A 21,277-nucleotide genomic window follows, 5' to 3' on the forward strand; every position below is an offset into this window, starting at 1 on the left:
TTTGGGGAACGAAGTGAACATACGATCGATGGCAAGCGCCATTTTCCTTCTCGCGCTCCTGAGCGGTTGCGCCAGCGAGCCGCCGGTGAGGATCAGTGCTTACAGTGCATCTGGCGGAGATTTCGCGACGGCGGGCGTCAAGACCTATGCGTTGCAATCATCGAATGTCGAGCCTCAGGGCGACCCTGCGGCCTCTGCCGCGTCGGCGCGCAGGCTTGATGAAGTACTGGCTGCGAAGGGCTTGCGGCAGGCGCCGCCGAACAGCGCGGACTACCTCGTCAAGCTGGCTTATGCAACGCGTCCGCAAGCCGTGCGCGTGCGCGCCGAGTGCACTGGCGCGCCCGAAAGCGCATGCGATGACGTCGTGCCGCAGAAGGAGTGGTTTGGACGCAAACACTATGTTCATGCGCTGACCGTCCAGTTTGTCCAGCGGTCGAGCGGAGCGCTGAGTTATCAGGTGAGCGCGACGCATGCGGATCGCGACCCGGCCGGCGGGGCGGCGCTGCACAGCCTCATGAGTTGTGCGTTCGCGGACTTTCCCATGCACAATGCCGAGCGGCGCGAAGTCGCGCATTGTGATTAGCGGCTAACGGAAGATCAGCGTGCGGGAGATTGGTGCGCGGAGATTGGCGTATTCTTGCGCCGGAACGAAGCGGCGAGCATTGCAGGCGACGCCCAAGCCGCTGAAGACGTTCAGTCCACACGAGTCCGAAGGACTCGATATGCCAGGGAACCCGCAGTGAAGTTTGCCGATTTTTGCCGTTGCACCGTAGCCTCATTCACTTGCGTCTGGCTGACGAACGCCGCCGTTGCGGACGAGCCAGGCACTGCGGCGGATGCCGGCGCTTCCCCCGACGCAAGCGTCGCTGCCGCCGGTCTATGGAAGGTTTCGATCGGCCCCGCGTTGATGGTGTCGCCGAAATACCCCGGTTCCCGTGCGTTCCAGGTGCTGCCGCTGCCGTCGCTCGATATTTCCTACGACGACCGGATCTTCTCACAAGGTCTCGACGTGCTCGGCATCAATCTCCTGAAAGGCCCGGCTTATCATTTCGGCACGGCAATCAGCTTCGATTTCCAATCGCGTAACGAGTCCGACGATCCGCATCTCCGCGGCCTGGGTAATGTGCATTACGGACCCAAGCTGAAAGTGTTTGCGGATTATTCGGTGTCTCTGTTGATGGGCTCGGTCGCGGCTTATCAGGACATCGCGGGGACAGGGCAGGGTTTGCTCGTCAGTGGCGATCTGGTGGCGAATATGCCGCTTACTTCGAAGCTGCTGGTGTCGGTCGGGCCCGGCGTGACGTGGGCTAATGCCGTCTATAACCGGACACTGTTCGGCGTTTCCGCCAGTCAAAGCGCTGCTTCTGGTTTGCCGGTCTATGACACGAGCTCGGGCATTCGGGACGTTCACCTCAACACCTACGTCAGCTACGATTTTTCGAAGAAATGGACGGGTTCGGTCTCGCTTACGGCGGGTCGGTTGGAGCACAACGCAGGGCATAGCCCAATCACCGAGCAACGAACTGAATTGAATTTTCTCGCTGCAGTGAATTATCGGTTCGAGTGAGTTGGGCCTTGGCGGTTGATGTGGTTCGGTTTGGAATTCGCGCTAGGCTTCGACTATACCGTGGTCGGTGGCGAGAGGTTTCCTTCGATGGGCGTCTGGCCCATCGATATCGGAACGAGTCCGACAAGCAAACCGAGATCATCCTGTCGGTGACGCCGCCGAATCCCTATGCGCCGCGTTAACACCGAATCGGGTCAGACCGATTTCGTTCGATCGAAGCTCGCGTCAGGCGAGCTTCTCTCCATCGATATCCGATGCAGGTTTATAAATTCAGGTATCCTTCATTTCTCATCGATCTAGGAATTCCGCTGTCTGGTCATGCATATCAACTCAGTACAACCAACTTTAAGCCAGCTGTTTGTACAAGTTCGAGGAACCAGACCGTCCGCGCTATTGCGAGTGCCGGACACAGTGAGACCGCAGTGATTGCCGTTGTCAAAGGAGAAAAGGATTTCTATACTTTGCAATGGTCTCGGAGAGGCGATGCAATGCCGACTCCGATGGATATCGACGTGAACATGTGGGCCGGAAGGATGAAAGGTCTCATGCCTTTGAAGCTTTGCTCGATCGTACCCGGGGAACAACCACCGTATCCGAGTTGCGTCGGACATTGAAGTGGGACGAGGCATTCACTCTGCTGATAAAACCACGACGCCTGTCATGGCCATCGCTTCAGTCGGTGACTGTTTTAACTCACAAAAGAGGCGTTCGGCAATAGAAGGCGGGCGTCCTACAATCCTTGACAAGTACCGAGTAGCCGGTCAAAACCGGTCAGTCAACACTGGCGTCCAGATCTTCGACAATCGGGAGCAGCAGTGCACCCGACGTCGCCAGGCTCGACGTCTTACGTGATTTGTATCATTCGCTCGCGCGTCAGGGCGTCGAGCTCTCTGGGTGGTTGGGGACGATCGGAGTGGCGATACTGCGCCGTTAGGCCAGTGCGCCGCGATGCTGGATCGGTCCAGAACGCGCCGCGCGAGCGATCGCTTAACGACTGTGTCAGAGGCTTTGCAGACGTGACGCGAATCTTGCCTGGCAGCGAAATTTCACGACCACTTGTCCCGAGTCGCCTGACTATTTCAGCGAACGTGCCATCGGCCTGCCACTTCTCGAAGCGGCGGCGACAGGTCTTCGGCGACGTATACCGGCCAGGCAACTTGGCCCAAGTTCCCCCTGACGCCACAACCCAAAGCACGGCGTTGACGACGGTGCGCGCTTCCACTCGCGGCCGACCGCGTCGACTGCTCGGGGCAAACTCCTCGTCGAATAATTTTTGGATCAGCTCCCACTCTTTATCTGTCAAATCGTCGAACACCTTCATCTGTTACCTCGTACAAGTTCATTCTGGTGCGCGGCCCCGCATACGTGCTCTGTTTCCGCACCCAAAATCGTGCCAATCAGGCACAGGTGCGAATCCCTGCGTACCTACACGGTTGACGCGCTCACCGACTTTGCGCAGTTAGTCTCTAAGTCGATGCCGGCTTAGATGGTTTGATAGTTGGCGCGAAAGCCTACCCGCTACGGAATGCTCGTCAAACGAAGCTTTCCGCCTAAGCTTATTCACATGGTTACCGCGCTAAACCCGTTCATGCTTTAGAGGATCCTCAGCCAGCAACTGAACTGAACATCATGTTGGCGGACGGGTGAGTGCGTCCAGCGCGAGGTTTCGAGCGTCTCTACTCGGAAAGTCGGCGGGCTGTTATGGGCTGCGTGCGTCGATCGCCGACAGGCGGCGTGCGGCCAGGAAGGGACGTTCGACGGCCGATGCTAAATCGTTGACAATGGAGCACTCGCCGCACTTCGGACATGGCGTGCGATGGCGTAGCGGGCGCAATAAAGCGTCCCTTGTAAAGAACGCATCAATGAAAATATTAGGCGTATTTCTAGGGTTATTCGGGGCACTGGTCGGCGTCGCTGCAATGTCGATTCTCATTGGTTTTTGGCTGGAGAATCCAGTCGGCCTTCCGTGCAATGTAGTTAGCCACGACGGAATACTGCACATCGACGGTGGATTTGGAACGAAGGCATATTTAGTCAATGGTAGCGATGCCTTTCTTTTGGCTGCGGGCGGCAGTCATCCCCACGGCGTTGTTCCGATGACTCTGCTTAAGGGGCTGCCGTCAGGTTCGCCCATGCATGTAGAGTTTTGTGGCTCTCAGCCTGTCCGTTTGCTTTCAAACGGGTATGAGGTCTTTAAACTGATTCAGAAGCAAGCGGAACAAAATATTGCAGGCGGCATGGCAACGATGGGGCGCGTCGCAGTGGCTTCTTTTTTCGCCGCCATATTAGGAATTTTGTTGATAAGGCGGTCATCTGCGTCTTGATTGCTACCCTTTGATAGACGGTTTCAGAAGTGTCCTTTTGGCGACAGGGATTACGCTGCTGTGCATCGCCTGCGAATCTTGCGCCAGTGCTCCAACCGCAGCGCCTTACAACACATCCTTCTGGGGCGGCGATGATTCGAATGTCATCGCATGTGCTGAGGCGGTCATCTACCCACGTAACGAGTTAGGCACGCTTTTCAAGTGTCAGTATCTTGAGCACGCGGCCGAGAATCACAAGGCACTTGACCGAATCGGTCGTACCGCATCTGGTCCGCAAGACCTGTCTACGCTCCACGTTCCTGGCGCATTCCATGTCGGACGCGACAAGCAGAATTGCGCCTTCAGGAGTACGCGCTCCCGACTCACCTTCAAGTTCCACATGCCGAACACGCCCACTTGAACGTCTCCTACAGGTATGGCCGAACGTCAGTAGTAGGTCGCGTACGGCCGAACGGAACAGCCGGGAAACGTCGGCCCGGAACGGCAGTTCAATGCATCTGCCAGTTGGGGCCTTGATCTTCGAGACCTACGTTAGTCCGAACGGAAATCGGGGAGAGTCTTTAGCTCATCGACTGCTTCGAGCAGCCGTAGGGGTGATTGCTGCGCCAATTCCGCCCTTGACCCGTAGCCCCATAGGACGCCGACAACTGTAATACCGTTCTCATGCGCAGCAAGCATATCCACCGCCCGGTCTCCTATCATGAGGGCCCGAGAATTCACCGTGCCTTCGACAAGCAGCCCAGCTATCTGTTGTCGCTCCGTCACCCCGACGTCGTCGCCGCTCACGAAGCCGAAGTACTCGCGTATCTCGAACAGCCGGAGGATCTTTTCCGCAAAGTCCGCGCGCTTCGAAGTACACACACCTAAACGGGCATCCCTTTCCGATAGTTCCCGAAGCGTCGATGGGATGCCCGGATAGATTGTGTTTTCGGAGAAACCGACTTCTGAGTAGCGACTGCGATATACAGAGACAAGATTAAGGATCTCCGCGTCGGACGCTTCGGTGAGAACCTTGAACGTCTCGTCCAGTGGCGGTCCGATATACTGCATAAGCTCGGACTGTGCGCGAGCCGGGTAGCCTGCGGCGGTGAGCGCGTGGTTTATGGACCGGCTAATGCCAAGTATAGGATCGCTCAGCGTACCATCCAGGTCGAAGATTAGAGTTGTCATATCCAGACCAGAGCGCTCATGCGGTAGCCTTGATTGTAACGTCAACGAACCCATCTCCGAGCGTCGCCGAGAGGCGACGCTATTAAAAGTGCGGCTTTCACTGGCAGCTCGCTGCCAGTCCCACCAGTATCGATGAAAGCGAGACGGGCTATCTATACCAGGTCGACTTCTGCCCGACGTGGACCGGATCAATGGTGGCCCACTCCGCCAGTTCAACGTCGCACCGGCCAACAACGGTCAGTCGGCAGACTTCGTCAGATCGTCGACGATCGATGTGTTCGGGGAATCATCTGAGAGTATCCCGCTAGCGGGTACTAAACGATCGCCATATCGCGCTGTTGATGGGACGGGCCTGGATAGCGGACGTTTTCGATAAGCCCTGCTTCGCCGCGTTCGACGCCGATTAGCTCACGTCCTGGATGGGCGGCCCAACCTTCACCCCTTCACCAAACGCCCTGTGCATCATTCGATGGATACGAAAGCGCGGCGCAGGGGCATGTGGCGTTAGTTACCCACCCGCCCGCAGGTTGGCTACATGTGCTTCGGCATTCATTTTGGCTGCGACTAACGCCACCTCGAGCGGCACCACGGTCTTACCAATGGGCATCAAGGCTAGTCCACCAAGCTTGAAATGCTGAATGCCGAAAGGGATGCCGATGATCGTGACGCAGCAGCAGGCACCGTAAAATGCGTGTGACAGCGCCATAATCCAGCCTCCTGTGACCAGCCACACAATATTTCCAAGTGTGCCAAGCGCGCCGGTTCCGACGTCCTTCTTAAGGCTCAAATCCTTTCGTGACATGACCGTCTTACCGAATGGAGCTAGTGTGAATTTCGCCATTACGAAACACGCGCGGCCCCAAGGTATCCCGATGATCGAAAGAAAGGCGATACAGCCAATAATCACCCATGCGAGGCTCGCAAAAAGTCCCCCCGCGATAATCCATAAAAAATTCCCCAATGCACGCATCTATATTCCCTTGGTTTCTGTTTTTTTAACCGCTCAACGGCCCAACTCGTCTTATCGACACCACTGAGAAAAACTTTAGAGTGGCATAGGGCCGACGGGCGATGGCGGCGGCGACCGTAAAGGCGGAGGGACTCGCCGATCCACACAGTTGCGGACCTGACTGTTGTATCTTGCGGGCTGCCGTTGCGGTCGCGTCGGGCCGGAGGGCAGAATCGGCTCGGCGTGTACCTGACGCATCGGGCGGCACGCGGCCAACAGGAGACGTTCGAGACGATGTTCCATGTTAGATCGAAGAACCGTCGCGACAAAGACGCCATCGAACCAGTTCCTCGCCATCGAAGTCGGTAAACTGGTCTCGGCGTTCGAATCCGAGTTTTTCCACCACCCGGTTTGACGCGACGTTTTTTGGGTTAATTGTTGCCAGTACCTGAGAGACAGACCGATCCGCGAAGGCTAGCTTGAGCAGCTCGCGAACGGCAGCTGTCGCTATTCCCTGGTTCTGGAAACTTGGGGTAACACCATAGCCAATCTCTACTTCGCCCCGAGTTGGCTGACCTTTAAAACCGCAACTTCCGGCGATGCCCAACTTCTGCGCGCCGACGATGAGAAACGGTAGGCACCAACTGGACGACTGTTTTGCCTCTATCCTCTCCAAGGCCCGTCTTGCCACATGCGGGGGAGGTAACCCCATCTCGGGAGCCGACAACCTGTCGTCGCGGTCAGCGATGCCGGCGATCTTTTCGAGTTCGAGAACCGACATCGGTCGAAGCGTGACGAACGACTTTGCGGAATCGCTGTTTTGCATTGATTGCCTTTTGGGAACGTAGCAGCCTTGTCTCCCGATGATGGTAGCTTATTGCTGCTTTCCGACCTCCATCGAGGAATAGCCAACAGGCCTTCATCGATTTTGATATCGGCGCACCTAGTAGAGGAATTTTCGAGGACGTGAGATGGTCATCTGGCAAATTCGTGAACGACGAATGACTGTTTTCGATAAATCTGGGGGACCGCTCAGGGTCGATGTTAGCCGATCGCCATCGGTCGCGGTCCGGCCAGCTGAGTCAATCGACCCACAGGGCTAGATCGTTGACAATTCCTCGAGAGGGACGATCCAGAGTCCAGGCGTAGAATCAAGAATTGAACAATCGGGTAACGCAAGAATGACATCCCAAGCAGAAATCTATTTAAAAGATTTTCATCGGCGCCGGGCGGGAGCAACGCGCCGGGCCTATGGCAACCACCCGGCGCGATCCACGCATGCAGAATACCCGTCTTCCTATCATGCGCTGGCAAAGCGGGTGCCGAATGATGGGATGTCGCGCACCGTGCTCGATCTGGCATGTGGTGATGGACCACTGCTGCAAATTCTGAACGACAGGGGCAACGCAGGAACGAAGTTGATCGGCCTCGACATGAGCGACGGCGAGTTGAGCGCTGCCCGGGCGGTGCTGCCGCAGGATGTTCGCTTGATCAATGAGCGCGCACAAGAGTTGTCGCTTGATACCGGTTCGGTCGACTACGTTCTGTCGCACATGGCTTTGATGTTGATGGACGACATAGAGCAAGTCATCCGTGAAATTCGTCGGGTATTGCGTGAAGGCGGTAGTCTTTCCGCTGTCGTCGGGCGGGCCTTTCTGACCGGGGAAGTTGGTGAAGTCTTTTTAGACATATTCAGGCCGATTGCGAAGGCGAACCTGACACACCTACCACTCGGTGACGCGCGCACACGCAGCGAAACCGGTTGGAGCGAACTACTCCAGCATGGTTTCGTTAATGTCGTCTTCGAGGACATCGAAGTTGACTGGACGCCTACGCCCGAGCAGTTATGGTTGGACATGCTGGACACTTACGATGCAGACAGGATGTCGGAAACAGCGCGCGCACGGTTCAAGAGCGAACTATTGTCGGCGTTTGCGCCCATGCAACGCGAAGACGGAACGTTAAAGACGGGATGGGGCCTGCGTCTTATCCAGGCTAGTGCTGCCTAACGGCCAAATTGAGCCACTCCCCGTGGCTCGTGCGCGGACATTCGGTTGTCCAATTCGGCCGGGAAGCGGTCGTTGAATCGATGCTGGCGGTTTCAGGCTGCTCGATCCCAGAACCCATTCATGGGCCTGACTGCACTAGCACGCCATCGATAATGCCGTTGTCCGCGATGTGAATACGCCAGGTAGACGATCCCGAATCATGTGTAACCTGATATATGTCCCAACCCTGGTTGCCAACACCCACGAACTGGACACTTTTAACAGGGCCTAATCGCTTTAGGCCCTCTTTCAGATCGGGCAGTTGCTTCCGCGTAGCCTCCTGTAAGACGGGCGACATTTCGGAATATATTGGGTTTCCCGACTGTAAGCCCTCAATGTTCCGGCGCAGTGCATTTTCGGTCCCTGGGGTGGCAATCTGGCTCTTGACCTTCGCGGCGAGAATCGCCTCAATTCTCTCCCCCTGGGCAGTATCGATTCGTGGATATGTGGCTTCGCGGCCGTTCTGGTAATGAATCAAGGCAGTAACGTGCCCCGAATCGTCAACCACAAATGTATCGGTTGCTTCGACGACCTTCGCAAAAAATTTTGTATCGCTCATTGGATACTTTCCAATCCATCCTTGCCCTGTACGTTGCGACATTAGGTGGTCGTCTTCACGTCGGAATTTCAGCACAGTTGTTTCGCTAGCTTTGTACGTGCCAACATACCGATCCAGAACTTCAGCGGCTATCTGCACTTGAGTATATTCATTCGAGGCATCGTTCATGATAGGAGGGCTCACTTGTGCGGCCAGAGTGACCAGCGTTATTGACATACATCCGAGAAGTACTGCGACCAGCAATTTCCGCTTAGCCGGTTTCCGTAGCATCAGTTTTAGACGTCGCTCTAAAAACGATCTGGACTCGGACATGCCGGCTACTGATCCGATGTATCGGGACTGCCGCTCTCCGACTGCGATTAGCGTTTCGCCGTAAACAGCAATCTTTTGCCCAGCTCTCAGGACTCTGGCGTCGCAGTCGACCTCGACGGCACATCTGAGTCGTCGCAACTGCCACCAAAGGGGCAGATTCCACGGCATGAGCGCGATCAGGCAGAGTGCGATCGTAAAGACGGTCGAATCATGGGCGTCCATGTGCGAGTTCTCGTGCGCCATGACGGAGGCCTGTTGCTCCGGAGGCGAATCGAGGAGCCAAACCGGAAGAACAATCCGCGGGTGGAGAAGGCCGACAACAGCAGGGCCGACGTCGGTCGATATATACACCGAAACGTCGCAGACGGACGCAGTAGCCCATTGCCGTTTTCGCCACTGCAAATGCGTTGCGCTGGCTAACAAAGCCAGAATCATTAATATCGACGCGCCATACCACGCATCTTCGGCATGGAGTTGCACGTGCTGGAACGCTAGGGAGCCACTGCCGTGATTTTCGACCCAGACCGCTGGGGATAAATGCATTGATGTGATCTCATGCAGGGCGATCACATTGCGAGGCACTGACGGCCTTAGCTCCGCGGGGATGTCAATGGACACCAACGTCGTCACCGCTGGGATTGCAAGAGATGCAACGATCGCGAGGAGCCAGAACCGTCTGCTGGGTGATCGCCGTTGCCGCGCGGAGTGTTCCGCAATGAGTGCAGCCACCGATAGAACTGCCGACACCGACACCGCATAAATCATCCACGTCAGCATCAGAGCTACTCCTCGTTGGGTTTCTCTTTCAATAGCTCACGCATACGACGAACTTCCTTGGACGTGAGATTCTTGCCGGTCGTCCTGTGGCGGCTTTAGACCTTTCGATTCCAGAAGCGATTCAGGGACCCACTTGTACCAGCAGGCCGTCGACAATGCCGTTGTCAGCGAGGTGAATACGCCAGGTGGAAGACCCCAAATCATGCGTAACCTGGTAGATGTCCCAGCCCTGGTTGCCAACACCCACAAACCGGACGCTTTCAACAGGACCTATTCTATTCAGGTCCTCTTTGAGTCTGGGCAGTTGCTCGCGCGTAGCCTGTTGTAAGTCGGGCGACATTTCGGAATAGATCGGGTTGCCAACCTGCAAGCCGTCAATATGCCGGCGCAGTGCAGCTTCGCTTCCCGGAGTGGCCATCTGGCTCTTCACCTTCGCAGCGACAGTCGCCTCAATTTCTTCCGCTTCGGCAGAATCGACGCGTGGCAATGTGAAATCGCGACCGTTCTGGTGATGAATCAAGGCAGTAACGTGTCCCTGATCATCAACCACAAACGTCTGGGTCGCTTTGACGACCTTTGCAAAAAATTCCGTCTCGCTCATTGGAAACTCCTCAACCCATCCTTGCCCTGTAAGTTGCAAAGCCAGGTGGTCACCTTCGCGTCGGACTTTCATCACCGATGTACCGGTGAACTTGTAGGTTCCAACATACCGATCCAGAATTTCGGTGGCTATCGGCACTTGAGTATGTTCGTTCGAGGCATCGTTCATGATAGGAGGGCTCACTTGTGCGGCCAGAGTGACCAGCGTTATTGACATACATCCGAGAAGTACTGCGACCAGCAATTTCCGCTTAGCCGGTTTCCGTAGCATCAGTTTTAATCGTCGCTCTAAAAACGATCTGGACTCGGACATGCCCGCTACTGATCCGATGTATCGGGACTGCCGCTCTCCGACTGCGATTAGCGTTTCGCCGTAAACAGCAATCTTGTGCCCAGCTCTCAGGACTCTGGCGTCGCAGTCGACCTCGATGGCACACCTGAGTCGTCGCAACTGCCACCAAAGAGGCGGGTTCCATGGCATAAGCGCGATCAGGAAAAGTGCTACTGTGAGGAAAAGCGGGTCATGGGCGTCTATGTGCGAGTTCTCGTGCGCCATGACGGCAGCCTGTTGCTCTAGGGGTGAATCGAGAAGCCAAACTGGAAGAACAATCCGCGGGCGGAGTAGGCCGACAACAGCCGGGCCGACGTCGGTCGATAGATACACTGAAACGCCGCAGACGGACGCAGTAGTCCATTGCCGTTTGCGCCAATGCAAATGCGTTGCGCCGACCAGCAAAATAAAAATCATTAGTATCGACGCGCCATACCACACGTCTTTGGCATGGAATTGAACATGCTGGAACGTTGCGGAGCCACTGTCGTGATTCTCGACCCAGACTGCAGGGGATAAATGTGTTGAGGTTATCTCATGCAGAGCGATCACATTCCGGGGCACTGATGGCCTCAGGTCCATGGGGATTTCGATTGAAACCGACGTCATAATCGCTGGAATTGCTAGCGATGCGACAATCGCGAGAAGCCAGAACCATCTGCTGGGCGATCGCCGTTGCCGTGCCGAGTGTTCCGCAATGAGCGCAGCCACGGATAGAACCGTGGATACCGACACCGCATAAATCATCCACGTCAGCATCGGGACTACTCCTCGCCGGGTTTCTCTTTCAATAGCTCACGCATACGACGAACTTCCTTCGGCGTGAGATTCTTGTCGGCCACCAGCTGCGCAAATAACAGTTCTGTCGATCCACCGAATAGCTTGCTCGTCAGGTGCCGCAGAGCACTTTTCCGGGCCGCTTGTTGCTGAACAGCGGCTGCGTAGCGGTGTCCCCGGCCCTCTTCCACGTGGGTTACATACCCTTTGCTTTCAAGCGTGCGAAGGATCGTCAAAACCGTGGTGTAGGCGAGGTCATCGGTAAGTCCAGCACGAACCTCACTGACAACCGATGGACCACGTTCCCACAGTATCTGCATGACGTCAGCTTCCCGGTCAGTCAGCGAGATGTCCAAAACGCCTCCTACTAGAGATGTAGTAGATCGTAGGATCGAAGTAATACTCTGTCAACTATTTTAATAGTAGGCAGGAGCGACGAAGGTAGCGAGGGAAGCTGGAGGCTTTCGCCGTGGCGATCATTAGAATTTGCAGCATTTACAGTCGACTTCCCACCGACGGTTCTCAAGAAGATCGACCATCCCTAACAAGGGCCATGCGCTATAGGTGCGCGAGGACTGCTGTACTTCCGAAAGCGGACATCAGGGGCGTATCGGTCGAAACAGCCGAGTTGGGTCGCTTGCTGCCGACCTGGCGCGAATCGCCCAGCTTGAGTCATTTACGGGGATTTGAATACAAACGGTCAATGTTGTTGCCCCATCGCGCGCTCAGCTCAATGGCCGCGCGAAGCTGATTTCGTGCCCGTCGGGGTCCATGACATGGAAATAGCGTTCGTTCCAAGGCGCATCGCGCGGGGTGAACGCCGACGGGAACCCGGCTGCGAGCGCCTTGCGGTACATTGCATCGACGTCTGACACATAGATGATCACCCGACCCCACCAGTTGATTGGACCGTGCATCTCGACTGTCAGATTGAGAAACGACACGCCCGCTGCGAATGATGTAAACGGTTCGTTTTCGCCGCCATGCAAGAGCGGGAAACCGAGCGCCTTGTAAAAACGCACGGCGCTCCGCATGTCGCGAGTGGACAACGTGATGGCGCTTAAGCCTTCGATCACCGGCTCGGTTTCGACGGGGGGCAAGTTCATCGACTGGTGTCCTCTATATAACAATGCCGTTGATAGCCTGGATGATGACGATGGCTCATCAAGACGGCCAAAAAGATGTCACCGGTCTGGCTCGCCGGGGGCTCAGAGTATCGCCGCGTTGCCTATAGTCTACCTGCCGCCGCCTATCGCAATCAACGTAGTGACTCGCCGCGACAGCCCGCTGAGGCCGGCCGCTTCGTCGCTGCTCGATCGTCCGCAGGACGCGGCGACGTCGCCAAGGTTTGCACGTCCCGACGCGCGGTTCAATCCAGGGGCGGTAACCGGCGTTCGACCGGCGTTGACTTGATGATCGCCGTGCTCGTCTCCGCTCGCTCTGCGACCTTCGAAAGAATCTCGTCGAGTTGTTCGATCGTCTTGAGAAATAGCCGGCAGACAAAACAGTCGTCGCCGGTGACCTTATCGCATTCGACGAATTCGGGAATGCGTCGGATGGCTTCTTCCACCAAGTGCAGTTGACCAGGCAACGGCTTGACTCGAACGATGGCCTGAAGCGTGTATCCCAGCGCACGGGGGTCGAGCCTGACCGCGAACCCCTGGATCACGCCACGCGCTTCGAGCTGACGCACGCGCTCGGCTGTGCTGGGCGCCGACAAGCCAATCCGGCGCGCGAGTTCGCTCATCGCGATCCGGCCGTCCTCGGATAGAACGGTGAGCAATTCGCGGTCGGTCTGGTCGAGCAAAACAAGACCCGGCGGGGAAGAAAGGCGATTCTTCAAATGGACCTTCGATTTGAAGTTAAAACGTCGATGTCCGCTCATTTTACACATGGAATCGCGCTTGGCCGCCTACTAAACTTACTAGACAGATGGAGTTGGCACCACTTGAAAGGCGAGGCGATGAGCTCGAGAGAAATGCGCGTTGGCTGCGTAGAAATGACTGTAGCAATGGTGATATCCGGCACGGTCGGCTGGCTCGTCGTGTCGTCGCAGCAGACGCCGCTGAACGTCGTGTTCATTCGTTGCGTGTTCGGCGCGGCGACGCTGCTTGTGATCTGTGCGTTAAAAGGGATGCTGCGCAAAAGCTTGTTTTCATGGCGCATGCTTGGACTGGTTGCACTCGGCAGCGTCACGATTGTCGGCAACTGGGTGCTGCTGTTTGCGGCTTATTCGCGAGCTTCCATATCGATGGCGACCACGGTCTATAACACCCAGCCGTTCATGCTCGTCCTGCTTGGCGCAGTAGTGTTTCGGGAACGAATTACCCTGCGTACGATTCTCTGGCTCAGTGTCGCGTTTGTAGGCCTCGCGCTGGTCGTGCGAGTGGAGCCTGCGGTGCTGGCCAAGCCTGGTGAATATCTGGAAGGTATCGGCTATGCGCTCGGCGCCGCATTTCTCTATGCGATCTGTTCAATCGTGACCAAGCAGCTCAAGGGAACGCCACCGCATCTGATTGCGTTGTTGCATGTGGCGCTCGGCATCATCATGCTAGCGCCATTCGTCGACTTTCACCATTTGCCGACCACCCCAAATCATTGGGCGGATCTTGTCGTGCTCGGTGTGGTCAACACCGGCATCATGTACGTGCTGCTTTATGGCGCCATCCAGAAACTGCCGATCGCGGTGACGGGGGCGTTGTCCTTCATCTATCCGGTCGTGGCGATCATTGTGGATAGGGTTGCATTCGGACAACGTTTAGGATGGCTACAGATTGTTGGCGCGGCGCTGATTCTGCTGGCGGCGGCTGGAACTACGTTAGGTTGGAAATTCACGCCGCGCAAACGAACGGCTTTCGAGTAGCCGATCATCAAGCATTTTTCCCGATCAACAAGCACATCCTGCGTTTTTATCGGTCGAACAGGAGAGTATGGAATGTCGATTTTTTCTGGTATCTGGATTCCGTTGGTCACGCCGTTTTCAAACGGACGTGTCGATCACGACGCGCTGCGAAACCTGGTCAAGTCTTACATTGAAGCAAAGGTATCGGGGTTCGTTGCGCTGGGAACAACGGGCGAACCTTCGTCGCTCGATCACGCTGAGCAAGAACAGGTGCTTGCGACCATCCTGAATGAGGCGAAGAACCTTCCGGTCGTGGTGGGACTGGCCGGCAATAACGCGATGGAGCTCCGCGAGCGCGCGCTTCGCTTGAACGAGCTTCCGATCGCCGGCTTGCTGGTTCCTGCGCCTTACTATGTGCGTCCGTCGCAGGTCGGCTTGACGAACCACTTCACCACCCTCGCCGATACCAGCAAGACCCCGCTGATTGTCTACGATATCCCCTATAGAACGGGTGTACGCCTGGATATAGCAACCCTGTTGACGCTCGCCGGTCATCCGAACATTCACGCAATCAAGGATTGCGCAGGCTCGCTGGAAACAACCCTCACGTTGATCCTTGATGGACGTTTGTCCGTGCTGGCGGGCGAAGACCTGAATATGTTCAGTACGATATGTCTTGGCGGCCACGGTGCGATCGCGGCGAGTGCGCATGTGCGCGCGGCGGACTTTGTTGCGGTTTATAACGACATCAAGGCGGGGCGTCTTGATGAAGCGCGTGCGCGGTTCCATCGACTAGTGCCGTTGATTCAAGCACTTGTGTCTGAGCCCAATCCGGCACCCGTGAAATGTGCGCTCGAAGTCTTGGGAATGATTCGCCAGGAACTTCGTGCGCCGATGACGCAAGCGACGGATCGGCTGCGCAACCAGCTTGGTGCCTTGTTGTCGAGCTAGCCGAAAATCAGCGTGGTGGCCGGCGCATGCGATTCACGTGAACAGGCCCGCGCTTATTTCACCAAGCGCAGTCCCTTCGCTAGCACGATGCCCTTTTCTCGATTGATCAGCCAGATATCGCCGACGTTCGCGTGCAGCGTTGCCGTGCGTGTGGTGATGTCGGTGGGCTCCTCGTTGCTTGGGTCGGTATGGTCCTTGGTCTGCGTCAGATAAGGCGGCACCACGCGACAGATCAACACGAGCGCGAGATCACCGTCTTCTGCGGAAAATGCCTGCGGCGAGAGCACGAAGCGCCCATGCACTGTCGTCTTGTTGTGCTTGTTGACGGGATCCAGTTCGACGATATCGATGTTCTGTATATAGCCCTTGGATTTCGCTTCGGCCGCTACCACCAGCTTTCGGCCGCGCGGTCCGGTGATGGTCCTTTTGAGGACGATGGTGTCGGGGTGATCGCTGTCCGACAGATCCACGTCTACCGTCATCACGTGGACCTTCGACCGATAGCGGATTCCATACGGTGCGGGCACAACGAACGCGAGATCGCGGCTTAGCTTGGCGTCCATCAACGCAGAGTCGTGCAGCGTCTTCGGCAATGCATCGCCGATCAGATCTTCTACTCGATGCGTGAACGAGAGCGTCTTGCCATCGGTGACTTTTCGGGCCAGCGCGTCCCTGACGGCAGCCGGCTCGTCGCCGGTGAAACCAGGCGACACCACAATGCCGACCGGCGTAACGTCAGGGGAGTGCGCGGGCGTAGCGACCGCGCTGCTGGCCGTTTGAGCCTGGGCAGTCGCGCACACGCAAAGAAGAACCCAGGCGGCGCTTGCGCTCGCTACCTTGATGTTCTGAAGACTCATTAGCAGACTCCCATGGACATGATCGCGGACCGCCTGGTCTTCGTGCTGCACGAGCAGCATTCGAGTCAATTCGTTGCCATTCAATTCTATTCAATGGTACCCGGCTAGAAAAGATAAATGGGGGACATTGGCGCGAGAGCGTATTAAACGTAAGGTGTAGAGTTTCTTGAATCGGAGAGCATCGGGAATTCAGGTGCTTAAGAGAAACGCTGGTCTCGAACAACCTTTGCGCTAGGGAAAACCAATATGAAGTCTCCCGCAATTCATGCGTCGCCGGGCCGGGATTGTTTATCGCATGGGACGTTGCGATGAGCGGGCCGCTCAAGGGGATCCGGGTAGTCGAGATGGTCGGGCTCGGGCCGTGTCCGTTCGCCGCCATGATGCTCGCCGACATGGGTGCGGAAGTGATCCGCATCGATCGTAAGCAGACCGGCGGTGCCACGCCGTATCCCATGCAAGGCACGAAATTCGATGTGATGGCGCGCGGACGCCGCTCGCTCGCGCTGGATCTCAAGCAACCGGAAGGACGTGAGCTGGCGCTGCATCTTGTTGCTCAGGCCGATGCGCTGATTGAAGGTTTTCGCCCTGGCGTGATGGAGCGGCTTGGCCTCGGGCCGGACGTATGCCTGGAACGCAATCCGAAGCTGGTGTACGGCCGTGTCACGGGCTGGGGCCAGGACGGTCCGCTAGCGAGGACTGCCGGGCACGATCTGAATTACATCGCGATGAGCGGGATGCTGCACGAGATTGGACGTAGCGATGCACCGCCGGTACCGCCGCTGAATCTGGTCGGTGACTTTGGCGGTGGCGGGATGATGCTCGCGTTTGGCGTGTTGTGCGCGCTGCTGGAAGCGCGCGGGTCGGGCAAGGGCCAGGTGATCGATGCCGCGATGGTCGAAGGCTCCGCACTACTGGGCGCGATGATCTACGGTTATAAGGCGTTTGGCGCGTGGGCGGGCGAACGAGGCTCGAGCATGCTTGCCGGCGGCGCGCATTTCTACAATACCTACGCGTGCGCGGATGGCAAATTCGTGTCGGTGGGGGCGATCGAACCGCAGTTCTATGCTTTGCTGCTGAAGCTCTGCGGAATCGACGATACGGCCTTCAATAGCCAGATGGACCGCGAGCAATGGCCGTCGCTGAAAACGAAAATAGCGGCCATCTTCGCGACGAAAACTCGACAGGCATGGTGTGAATTGATGGAAGGCACGGATGTGTGCTTTGCGCCGGTGCTCGATATGGACGAGGCGCCGGAGCATGTGCATAACCGGACGCGGGGAACGTTCATCGACGTGGATGGGGTGACGCAACCGGGCCCGGCGCCGCGCTTTAGCCGCACGGTGCCGGAGGTGAGTTCGCCGCCCGCGAGTCCGGGGCAGGATAACGACGCGATCCTGCGGGACTGGAACGTACCGGGCGAATTGATCGAGAGGTTGCGAGAGACGAAGGGGGTTTAGGCGGGGGCTATCCATCGCCTTTCGCCGACAGACTGTTGACATCGATCCCGGTTGACGAATCTACGCATCTCCGACAATATGCGGTTGACGATTTCGTCAAAAACCGAAAAAGAGATGGGTATATGGATTTGCCGCTGCCTTGGAAGTCGAAGCCCGTGCTCACGGAAGAACGTCTTAACGTCATCGCCCGCGATCTTCGCGAGATCTATTACGGCGTCGAGTCGCTGCTCGATTCAGAGGACGACTGCTCCTATGGCCGCGGGACGCTCTTTTTCGGCCGTTCTCGACAACGCCTTATCCGGCTGGGTACCTCGGGTGAACATGATTGGCTCAAGCTCACCAATAGTGCGATGGACGTTACGCTGGAAATCGAGGGTGTTCCCTTTCGGTTTTTTCGCGACGATCATGAGTCGCCCAAGAAGAAGGGCTTTTGGCGTCGAAACCAGACCGATCAATTGTTCGCGCCGAGCGACGCGGAGGCAGTGATTTTCCGGTTTATTGTTCAACGCCCTTTGACTGAAAACGACGAACTCGAAATCTATTTCGTTGGTTATAACGCTGAGGAAGATGCGCTGTGCGAATGGCGATTTGGCGATGTTCGCGTCCTCAGCAGCATGGATGACCAATTACCGGATGCGGTTCATCAGGACGCTCCCCGGGCCGACCTGCTGCACACGGACGACGACGTCTCCCGACCTAACGCTGATACTGGCAAATGACAGTTGAATTCGATGCGGCCAATCTGAGACTGGTCCGCTGCGCCCAAAGCCTTTCGCTTGCTGACGTCGGAGACGCCGTCGGCAAGTCGAAACAATTCATCCAGCGGGTTGAGTCAGGAATGGCTCAACCTACAGATGAACTCGTCGATGCGTTGGCTTCGGTGCTTCGCGTGCAGCGGCAGTTCTTTTTCCCGGGCGCGCCGCAAGCGTTGCCGGAAGAGGCATTCCATTTTCGCAAGTTGACCACTGCGAAGCTGAGCGACAAGCAGACCGTCATCGCCAAAGGCGAACTCTTCCGCCGGTTCGTCGCTTCGATTGATGCCAGATTGCGGCTTCCCAAGCTGGACTTTCCCGAATATCCCATTGACAGCCCTGAAGCGGCCGAGCGTGCCGCTGAGAAATGCAGAGCGCATTGGGGGTTAGGAATGGGACCGATCGGCAATATGGTTCGCGTGCTTGAAAACGCAGGAGCGGTTGTGACCGCGTTTGAAAACTCGGCGAAGGGTATCGATGCGTTGTCTATCGCATCGTCCCGGCCAATCGTAGTGACCAACCGCGCCGACGCGTCAGCGTGCCGCGTACGCTTCGGATACGCGCACGAGTGCGGTCACTTCGTTGGACATGTCGGCCGCAAGACGGGAGACAAAGAATCGGAGTCCGAAGCTAATCGTTTTGCCAGTGCTTTCTTGCTTCCTCGAAGCAGCTTCGTCAAAGAATTTCCGGCCTTGAGAGGTGGCACGCAGGTTAACTGGATAGCGTTGTCGCAACTGAAAATGCGGTGGCGCGTGAGTAAGGCAGCGATGCTGTATCGCGCCCGGCAACTGAACATTCTTGGTGAAGACCAATATAAGCGCGCGCTGTTAGGACATCTGTTTGAAAAAGGCGAGCGCCACATCGAGCACGAGGACATGTCCATTCCGCATGAAAAGCCGGAGCTTCTTCATAGCGCGATGACCGTTCTCAGAGAAAAACTGGGTTTATCGTTGAACGATATTGCCGTGTCCGTGCACATGACCCGCGCCCTGCTCGCAGAAATTGCTCCCCTGGCGGACGACGAGCATGAGGCGGGGAATCGTGTTGTTTCGCTTGCGCAATTCCGGCAAACTCGCGAGAAAACCGGCGGTTGATGAACGCTCTTGCACACCGGACTGGACCTGAGGCCGATGTCCCTGTCGTGCGCTTGGCGAAATCGCTGGTATCACCGGTATTGCTCGTCTCACCGGTCGCTAATTGGCTTGCGTCGTAAAAGCGAACCAACGCTATCCGTCAGCTCGCCTTTACCCCGCCGGAAACCTCACCACAATCCGGCTGAACGGCACCGACCTGTCAACCGTAACCGCCCCCGTGCCCTTGCCCGCATAAGTCGTCACGAGCCGCATGCCGAGGCCCGTGCCCTGCGGTTTCGGGAAGTCGACGGGAAAGCCGTCTCCCTCGTCCTCCACGGTCAGCAGCACGACTGCCTCGGATCGTTCCAGCTTCACGCGCACCGTCCCGCGCCCGTACTTGAGCGCGTTGGTCACGAGTTCCGCTGTCACCAGCCCGAGCGGCGCGAGCCGCGCGGCGGGCAGCACGATCGACTCGCCTTCCAGCGATACCTCTCGCCCCGCCGCCAATTCAGCCAGATCGGCCGTCAAGCCGCGCAGGTAAGTGGTGGCATCCGTGGCTTCCGCGCCGTCGTCCTGATAGAGCCGGTGATGCACCGACCCGACCGTGCGCACGCGCGTGGCTGCCGCCTGCAAATGCGTGGCGACGGACTTATCACCGGCGAGGTTCGCCTGGAGCGCGAGCAGCGTCTGCACAAGTTGAAGACTGTTGCGAACCCGGTGATGAACCTCTTTCATCATCAACGCCGAATTGCCAAGCTGCGTCTCCTGGCTCAACACAAGCGCGGCGAGTTTCTCCTCGTTCTCGTGCCGCTCGGTGACATCGCGCATGGTCAGCACGATGCGCTTGACGCGCTCATCGGTATCGAGAATAGGCGCGACGGACACATCCCACCAGCGGGCATCGCCGGCACGGGTCGGGCAGGGACCTTCGAACCGGACCGGTTCGCCACCCACGGATTTCATCAGTGCCTGCAGGACTTTCTGGCGTTGATCGTCAGGCCATAGGTCGGTGCAAGTGGTGCCGCCGACCTCCGCGAAGTCGTCGATGCTCAGCGCTGCCAGGCCGTTGTCGTTCATGAATTCGATACCGCCATCCAGCGACAGCACCTGGATGCAGTCGGTGCTCGCGTTCAGCACGCTGGTGGAGAACAGTTCGTCGGCGCCGGTTTGCGATTCCGCGGCCAGCCGTTCGCGGCTCATGGAGATGACGTTCGCGATCGCTTCCAGAAATACGATATCGGTTTCGCTGAAGTCTTCGTCGTCGGAGCTATCGGCTTCGAGCACGCCGAAGGTTTCAGGAATGCCGCGAATGGGGACGTTGATGGCGCGCTTGATGCCGTGCCGGGCGAGCAGTTCAGGCGTGCGGAAACGGTGTTCGGTGCCGAGATGATTCGACAACACCGGGCGGCCGCTGACGAATGCGTGGCCGGCGGGGCTGGCGTCGTCGGCGCCGAGTTCGGTTGTGCCGATGTCCGCCGGGTCCCAGCCGATGCCGGCTTCCAGCACGAAGGTTTCGCTTTCGGGTTGATAGCGCAGCACCTTGGCGAAGCGCGAGCGCAGTCCAGCCGATACCGCCTTGCAGGCTTCGTCGAGGAGCACGTTGGCGCTGTGCACGCGCAGCACGGACGTCGCGAATTGCACGGCGATCTCGTGCTGAAGGCGCAGACGGTTTACCGACCGGTCGACGGCACTGCGGATGGTTTCTTCGGGTGGCAATGCATCCATCGGGTTCTCCTTGACCGCGGTGTCGCCTATGCTTTTTTCCGGCGATTGGTGCTGAAGGGGCAATTCTAACCGTGGAGATTAAAAGGCCACATATTTGGACGGGTGTTCGTTCGTGCCGGTGCTACCCCCAAACTGCCACAACAATGCGAATGACCTCCCTCCGTATAATCCCGAATGTTATAATCGTAACAACAAGGTGTTAGAAT

General features: G+C 57.2%; 20 protein-coding genes. 9 read left to right on the plus strand and 11 right to left on the minus strand.

The window, feature by feature from the left end:
- Positions 1 to 13 precede the first annotated feature (13 nt).
- Together ACSQ36_RS35145 and ACSQ36_RS35150 are read left to right on the plus strand one after the other, a co-directional pair.
- Entirely contained in the window at positions 14 to 583 is a 570-nt protein-coding gene (locus tag ACSQ36_RS35145; protein WP_436185639.1) for a DUF4136 domain-containing protein, read from the plus strand.
- A 156-nt stretch (positions 584 to 739) separates the two neighbouring features.
- The gene (locus ACSQ36_RS35150; RefSeq protein WP_436185640.1) at positions 740 to 1,567 is read left to right on the plus strand and encodes a MipA/OmpV family protein; all 828 of its coding nucleotides are present in this window, start codon (positions 740 to 742) and stop codon (positions 1,565 to 1,567) included.
- An 844-nt stretch (positions 1,568 to 2,411) separates the two neighbouring features.
- Here the strand turns inward: ACSQ36_RS35150 and ACSQ36_RS35155 are convergent.
- Positions 2,412 to 2,888, minus strand: a complete 477-nt coding sequence (locus ACSQ36_RS35155) for a transposase (RefSeq protein WP_436185641.1) — start codon at positions 2,886 to 2,888, stop codon at positions 2,412 to 2,414.
- Between the two features lie 541 nt (positions 2,889 to 3,429).
- Here ACSQ36_RS35155 and ACSQ36_RS35160 point away from each other — a divergent pair.
- A complete protein-coding gene (locus ACSQ36_RS35160) occupies positions 3,430 to 3,891 on the plus strand; it encodes a hypothetical protein (protein WP_436185642.1) in 462 nt (153 codons plus the stop codon).
- Positions 3,892 to 4,422: 531 nt separating this feature from the next.
- Here ACSQ36_RS35160 and ACSQ36_RS35165 read toward each other — a convergent pair.
- The 3 genes from ACSQ36_RS35165 to ACSQ36_RS35175 form a co-directional block, all read right to left on the minus strand.
- Complete coding sequence (locus ACSQ36_RS35165) at positions 4,423 to 5,061, minus strand: HAD hydrolase-like protein (RefSeq protein WP_436185643.1); 639 nt, start codon at positions 5,059 to 5,061, stop codon at positions 4,423 to 4,425.
- Between the two features lie 508 nt (positions 5,062 to 5,569).
- Positions 5,570 to 6,031 (minus strand): YccF domain-containing protein, encoded by a 462-nt coding sequence (locus ACSQ36_RS35170; protein ID WP_436185644.1) that lies wholly within the window; start codon positions 6,029 to 6,031, stop codon positions 5,570 to 5,572.
- A 283-nt stretch (positions 6,032 to 6,314) separates the two neighbouring features.
- Positions 6,315 to 6,836, minus strand: a complete 522-nt coding sequence (locus tag ACSQ36_RS35175; protein WP_436185645.1) for a GNAT family N-acetyltransferase — start codon at positions 6,834 to 6,836, stop codon at positions 6,315 to 6,317.
- A gap of 355 nt (positions 6,837 to 7,191) precedes the next feature.
- Between ACSQ36_RS35175 and ACSQ36_RS35180 the strand changes: the two genes are divergently transcribed.
- A complete protein-coding gene (locus ACSQ36_RS35180) occupies positions 7,192 to 8,019 on the plus strand; it encodes a class I SAM-dependent methyltransferase (RefSeq protein WP_436185646.1) in 828 nt (275 codons plus the stop codon).
- 118 nt (positions 8,020 to 8,137) lie between these two features.
- Here ACSQ36_RS35180 and ACSQ36_RS35185 read toward each other — a convergent pair whose 3' ends face one another.
- The 5 genes from ACSQ36_RS35185 to ACSQ36_RS35205 form a co-directional block, all read right to left on the minus strand.
- Positions 8,138 to 9,706, minus strand: coding sequence for a M56 family metallopeptidase (locus tag ACSQ36_RS35185; RefSeq protein WP_436185647.1), 1,569 nt, complete (start codon positions 9,704 to 9,706; stop codon positions 8,138 to 8,140).
- A gap of 121 nt (positions 9,707 to 9,827) precedes the next feature.
- Positions 9,828 to 11,396 carry a M56 family metallopeptidase gene (locus tag ACSQ36_RS35190; protein ID WP_436185648.1) on the minus strand — a complete coding sequence of 523 codons (1,569 nt, stop codon included), beginning with the start codon at positions 11,394 to 11,396 and terminating at the stop codon, positions 9,828 to 9,830.
- 5 nt (positions 11,397 to 11,401) lie between these two features.
- Positions 11,402 to 11,770, minus strand: a complete 369-nt coding sequence (locus ACSQ36_RS35195) for a BlaI/MecI/CopY family transcriptional regulator (protein ID WP_436185649.1) — start codon at positions 11,768 to 11,770, stop codon at positions 11,402 to 11,404.
- Positions 11,771 to 12,139: 369 nt separating this feature from the next.
- Positions 12,140 to 12,520 carry a VOC family protein gene (locus tag ACSQ36_RS35200; RefSeq protein ID WP_436185650.1) on the minus strand — a complete coding sequence of 127 codons (381 nt, stop codon included), beginning with the start codon at positions 12,518 to 12,520 and terminating at the stop codon, positions 12,140 to 12,142.
- 263 nt (positions 12,521 to 12,783) lie between these two features.
- Complete coding sequence (locus ACSQ36_RS35205) at positions 12,784 to 13,257, minus strand: Lrp/AsnC family transcriptional regulator (RefSeq protein ID WP_213767510.1); 474 nt, start codon at positions 13,255 to 13,257, stop codon at positions 12,784 to 12,786.
- 120 nt (positions 13,258 to 13,377) lie between these two features.
- On the opposite strand from ACSQ36_RS35205, the gene ACSQ36_RS35210 reads away from it, so the two are divergent.
- Positions 13,378 to 14,277 carry a DMT family transporter gene (locus ACSQ36_RS35210; protein WP_436185651.1) on the plus strand — a complete coding sequence of 300 codons (900 nt, stop codon included), beginning with the start codon at positions 13,378 to 13,380 and terminating at the stop codon, positions 14,275 to 14,277.
- Between the two features lie 72 nt (positions 14,278 to 14,349).
- Positions 14,350 to 15,207 carry a 4-hydroxy-tetrahydrodipicolinate synthase gene (gene dapA / locus ACSQ36_RS35215; protein WP_436185652.1) on the plus strand — a complete coding sequence of 286 codons (858 nt, stop codon included), beginning with the start codon at positions 14,350 to 14,352 and terminating at the stop codon, positions 15,205 to 15,207.
- A gap of 53 nt (positions 15,208 to 15,260) precedes the next feature.
- Here dapA and ACSQ36_RS35220 read toward each other — a convergent pair whose 3' ends face one another.
- A complete protein-coding gene (locus tag ACSQ36_RS35220; RefSeq protein WP_436185653.1) occupies positions 15,261 to 16,064 on the minus strand; it encodes a hypothetical protein in 804 nt (267 codons plus the stop codon).
- Positions 16,065 to 16,372: 308 nt separating this feature from the next.
- Here ACSQ36_RS35220 and ACSQ36_RS35225 point away from each other — a divergent pair, with 308 nt between their 5' ends.
- The 3 genes from ACSQ36_RS35225 (at position 16,373) to ACSQ36_RS35235 (ending at position 19,367) form a co-directional block, all read left to right on the plus strand.
- A complete protein-coding gene (locus ACSQ36_RS35225) occupies positions 16,373 to 17,521 on the plus strand; it encodes a CaiB/BaiF CoA transferase family protein (RefSeq protein ID WP_436185654.1) in 1,149 nt (382 codons plus the stop codon).
- Positions 17,522 to 17,643: 122 nt separating this feature from the next.
- Positions 17,644 to 18,240, plus strand: coding sequence for a hypothetical protein (locus tag ACSQ36_RS35230; RefSeq protein WP_436185655.1), 597 nt, complete (start codon positions 17,644 to 17,646; stop codon positions 18,238 to 18,240).
- A complete protein-coding gene (locus ACSQ36_RS35235; RefSeq protein WP_436185656.1) occupies positions 18,237 to 19,367 on the plus strand; it encodes a helix-turn-helix domain-containing protein in 1,131 nt (376 codons plus the stop codon). Before ACSQ36_RS35230 ends, ACSQ36_RS35235 begins: the two co-directional genes overlap by 4 nt.
- Positions 19,368 to 19,517: 150 nt before the next feature.
- Here ACSQ36_RS35235 and ACSQ36_RS35240 read toward each other — a convergent pair whose 3' ends face one another.
- Positions 19,518 to 21,071 carry a sensor histidine kinase gene (locus ACSQ36_RS35240; protein ID WP_436185657.1) on the minus strand — a complete coding sequence of 518 codons (1,554 nt, stop codon included), beginning with the start codon at positions 21,069 to 21,071 and terminating at the stop codon, positions 19,518 to 19,520.
- Positions 21,072 to 21,277 lie beyond the last annotated feature (206 nt).

Source organism: Caballeronia sp. LjRoot34 (assembly GCF_964253815.1).
Classification (GTDB): domain Bacteria; phylum Pseudomonadota; class Gammaproteobacteria; order Burkholderiales; family Burkholderiaceae; genus Caballeronia.

What these genes read in the sequence shown, in the direction of transcription:
- ACSQ36_RS35175 (WP_436185645.1), bottom strand. Translation starts at nt 6,836, where the DNA reads ATGCAAAACAGCGATTCCGCAAAGTCGTTCGTCACGCTTCGACCGATG.
- ACSQ36_RS35220 (WP_436185653.1), bottom strand. Translation starts at nt 16,064, where the DNA reads ATGAGTCTTCAGAACATCAAGGTAGCGAGCGCAAGCGCCGCCTGGGTT.
- ACSQ36_RS35180 (WP_436185646.1), top strand. Translation starts at nt 7,192, where the DNA reads ATGACATCCCAAGCAGAAATCTATTTAAAAGATTTTCATCGGCGCCGG.
- ACSQ36_RS35165 (WP_436185643.1), bottom strand. Translation starts at nt 5,061, where the DNA reads ATGACAACTCTAATCTTCGACCTGGATGGTACGCTGAGCGATCCTATA.
- ACSQ36_RS35225 (WP_436185654.1), top strand. Translation starts at nt 16,373, where the DNA reads ATGAGCGGGCCGCTCAAGGGGATCCGGGTAGTCGAGATGGTCGGGCTC.
- ACSQ36_RS35240 (WP_436185657.1), bottom strand. Translation starts at nt 21,071, where the DNA reads ATGGATGCATTGCCACCCGAAGAAACCATCCGCAGTGCCGTCGACCGG.
- ACSQ36_RS35200 (WP_436185650.1), bottom strand. Translation starts at nt 12,520, where the DNA reads ATGAACTTGCCCCCCGTCGAAACCGAGCCGGTGATCGAAGGCTTAAGC.
- ACSQ36_RS35235 (WP_436185656.1), top strand. Translation starts at nt 18,237, where the DNA reads ATGACAGTTGAATTCGATGCGGCCAATCTGAGACTGGTCCGCTGCGCC.
- ACSQ36_RS35170 (WP_436185644.1), bottom strand. Translation starts at nt 6,031, where the DNA reads ATGCGTGCATTGGGGAATTTTTTATGGATTATCGCGGGGGGACTTTTT.
- ACSQ36_RS35190 (WP_436185648.1), bottom strand. Translation starts at nt 11,396, where the DNA reads ATGCTGACGTGGATGATTTATGCGGTGTCGGTATCCACGGTTCTATCC.
- ACSQ36_RS35185 (WP_436185647.1), bottom strand. Translation starts at nt 9,706, where the DNA reads ATGCTGACGTGGATGATTTATGCGGTGTCGGTGTCGGCAGTTCTATCG.
- dapA (WP_436185652.1), top strand. Translation starts at nt 14,350, where the DNA reads ATGTCGATTTTTTCTGGTATCTGGATTCCGTTGGTCACGCCGTTTTCA.
- ACSQ36_RS35155 (WP_436185641.1), bottom strand. Translation starts at nt 2,888, where the DNA reads ATGAAGGTGTTCGACGATTTGACAGATAAAGAGTGGGAGCTGATCCAA.
- ACSQ36_RS35230 (WP_436185655.1), top strand. Translation starts at nt 17,644, where the DNA reads ATGGATTTGCCGCTGCCTTGGAAGTCGAAGCCCGTGCTCACGGAAGAA.
- ACSQ36_RS35160 (WP_436185642.1), top strand. Translation starts at nt 3,430, where the DNA reads ATGAAAATATTAGGCGTATTTCTAGGGTTATTCGGGGCACTGGTCGGC.
- ACSQ36_RS35210 (WP_436185651.1), top strand. Translation starts at nt 13,378, where the DNA reads ATGAGCTCGAGAGAAATGCGCGTTGGCTGCGTAGAAATGACTGTAGCA.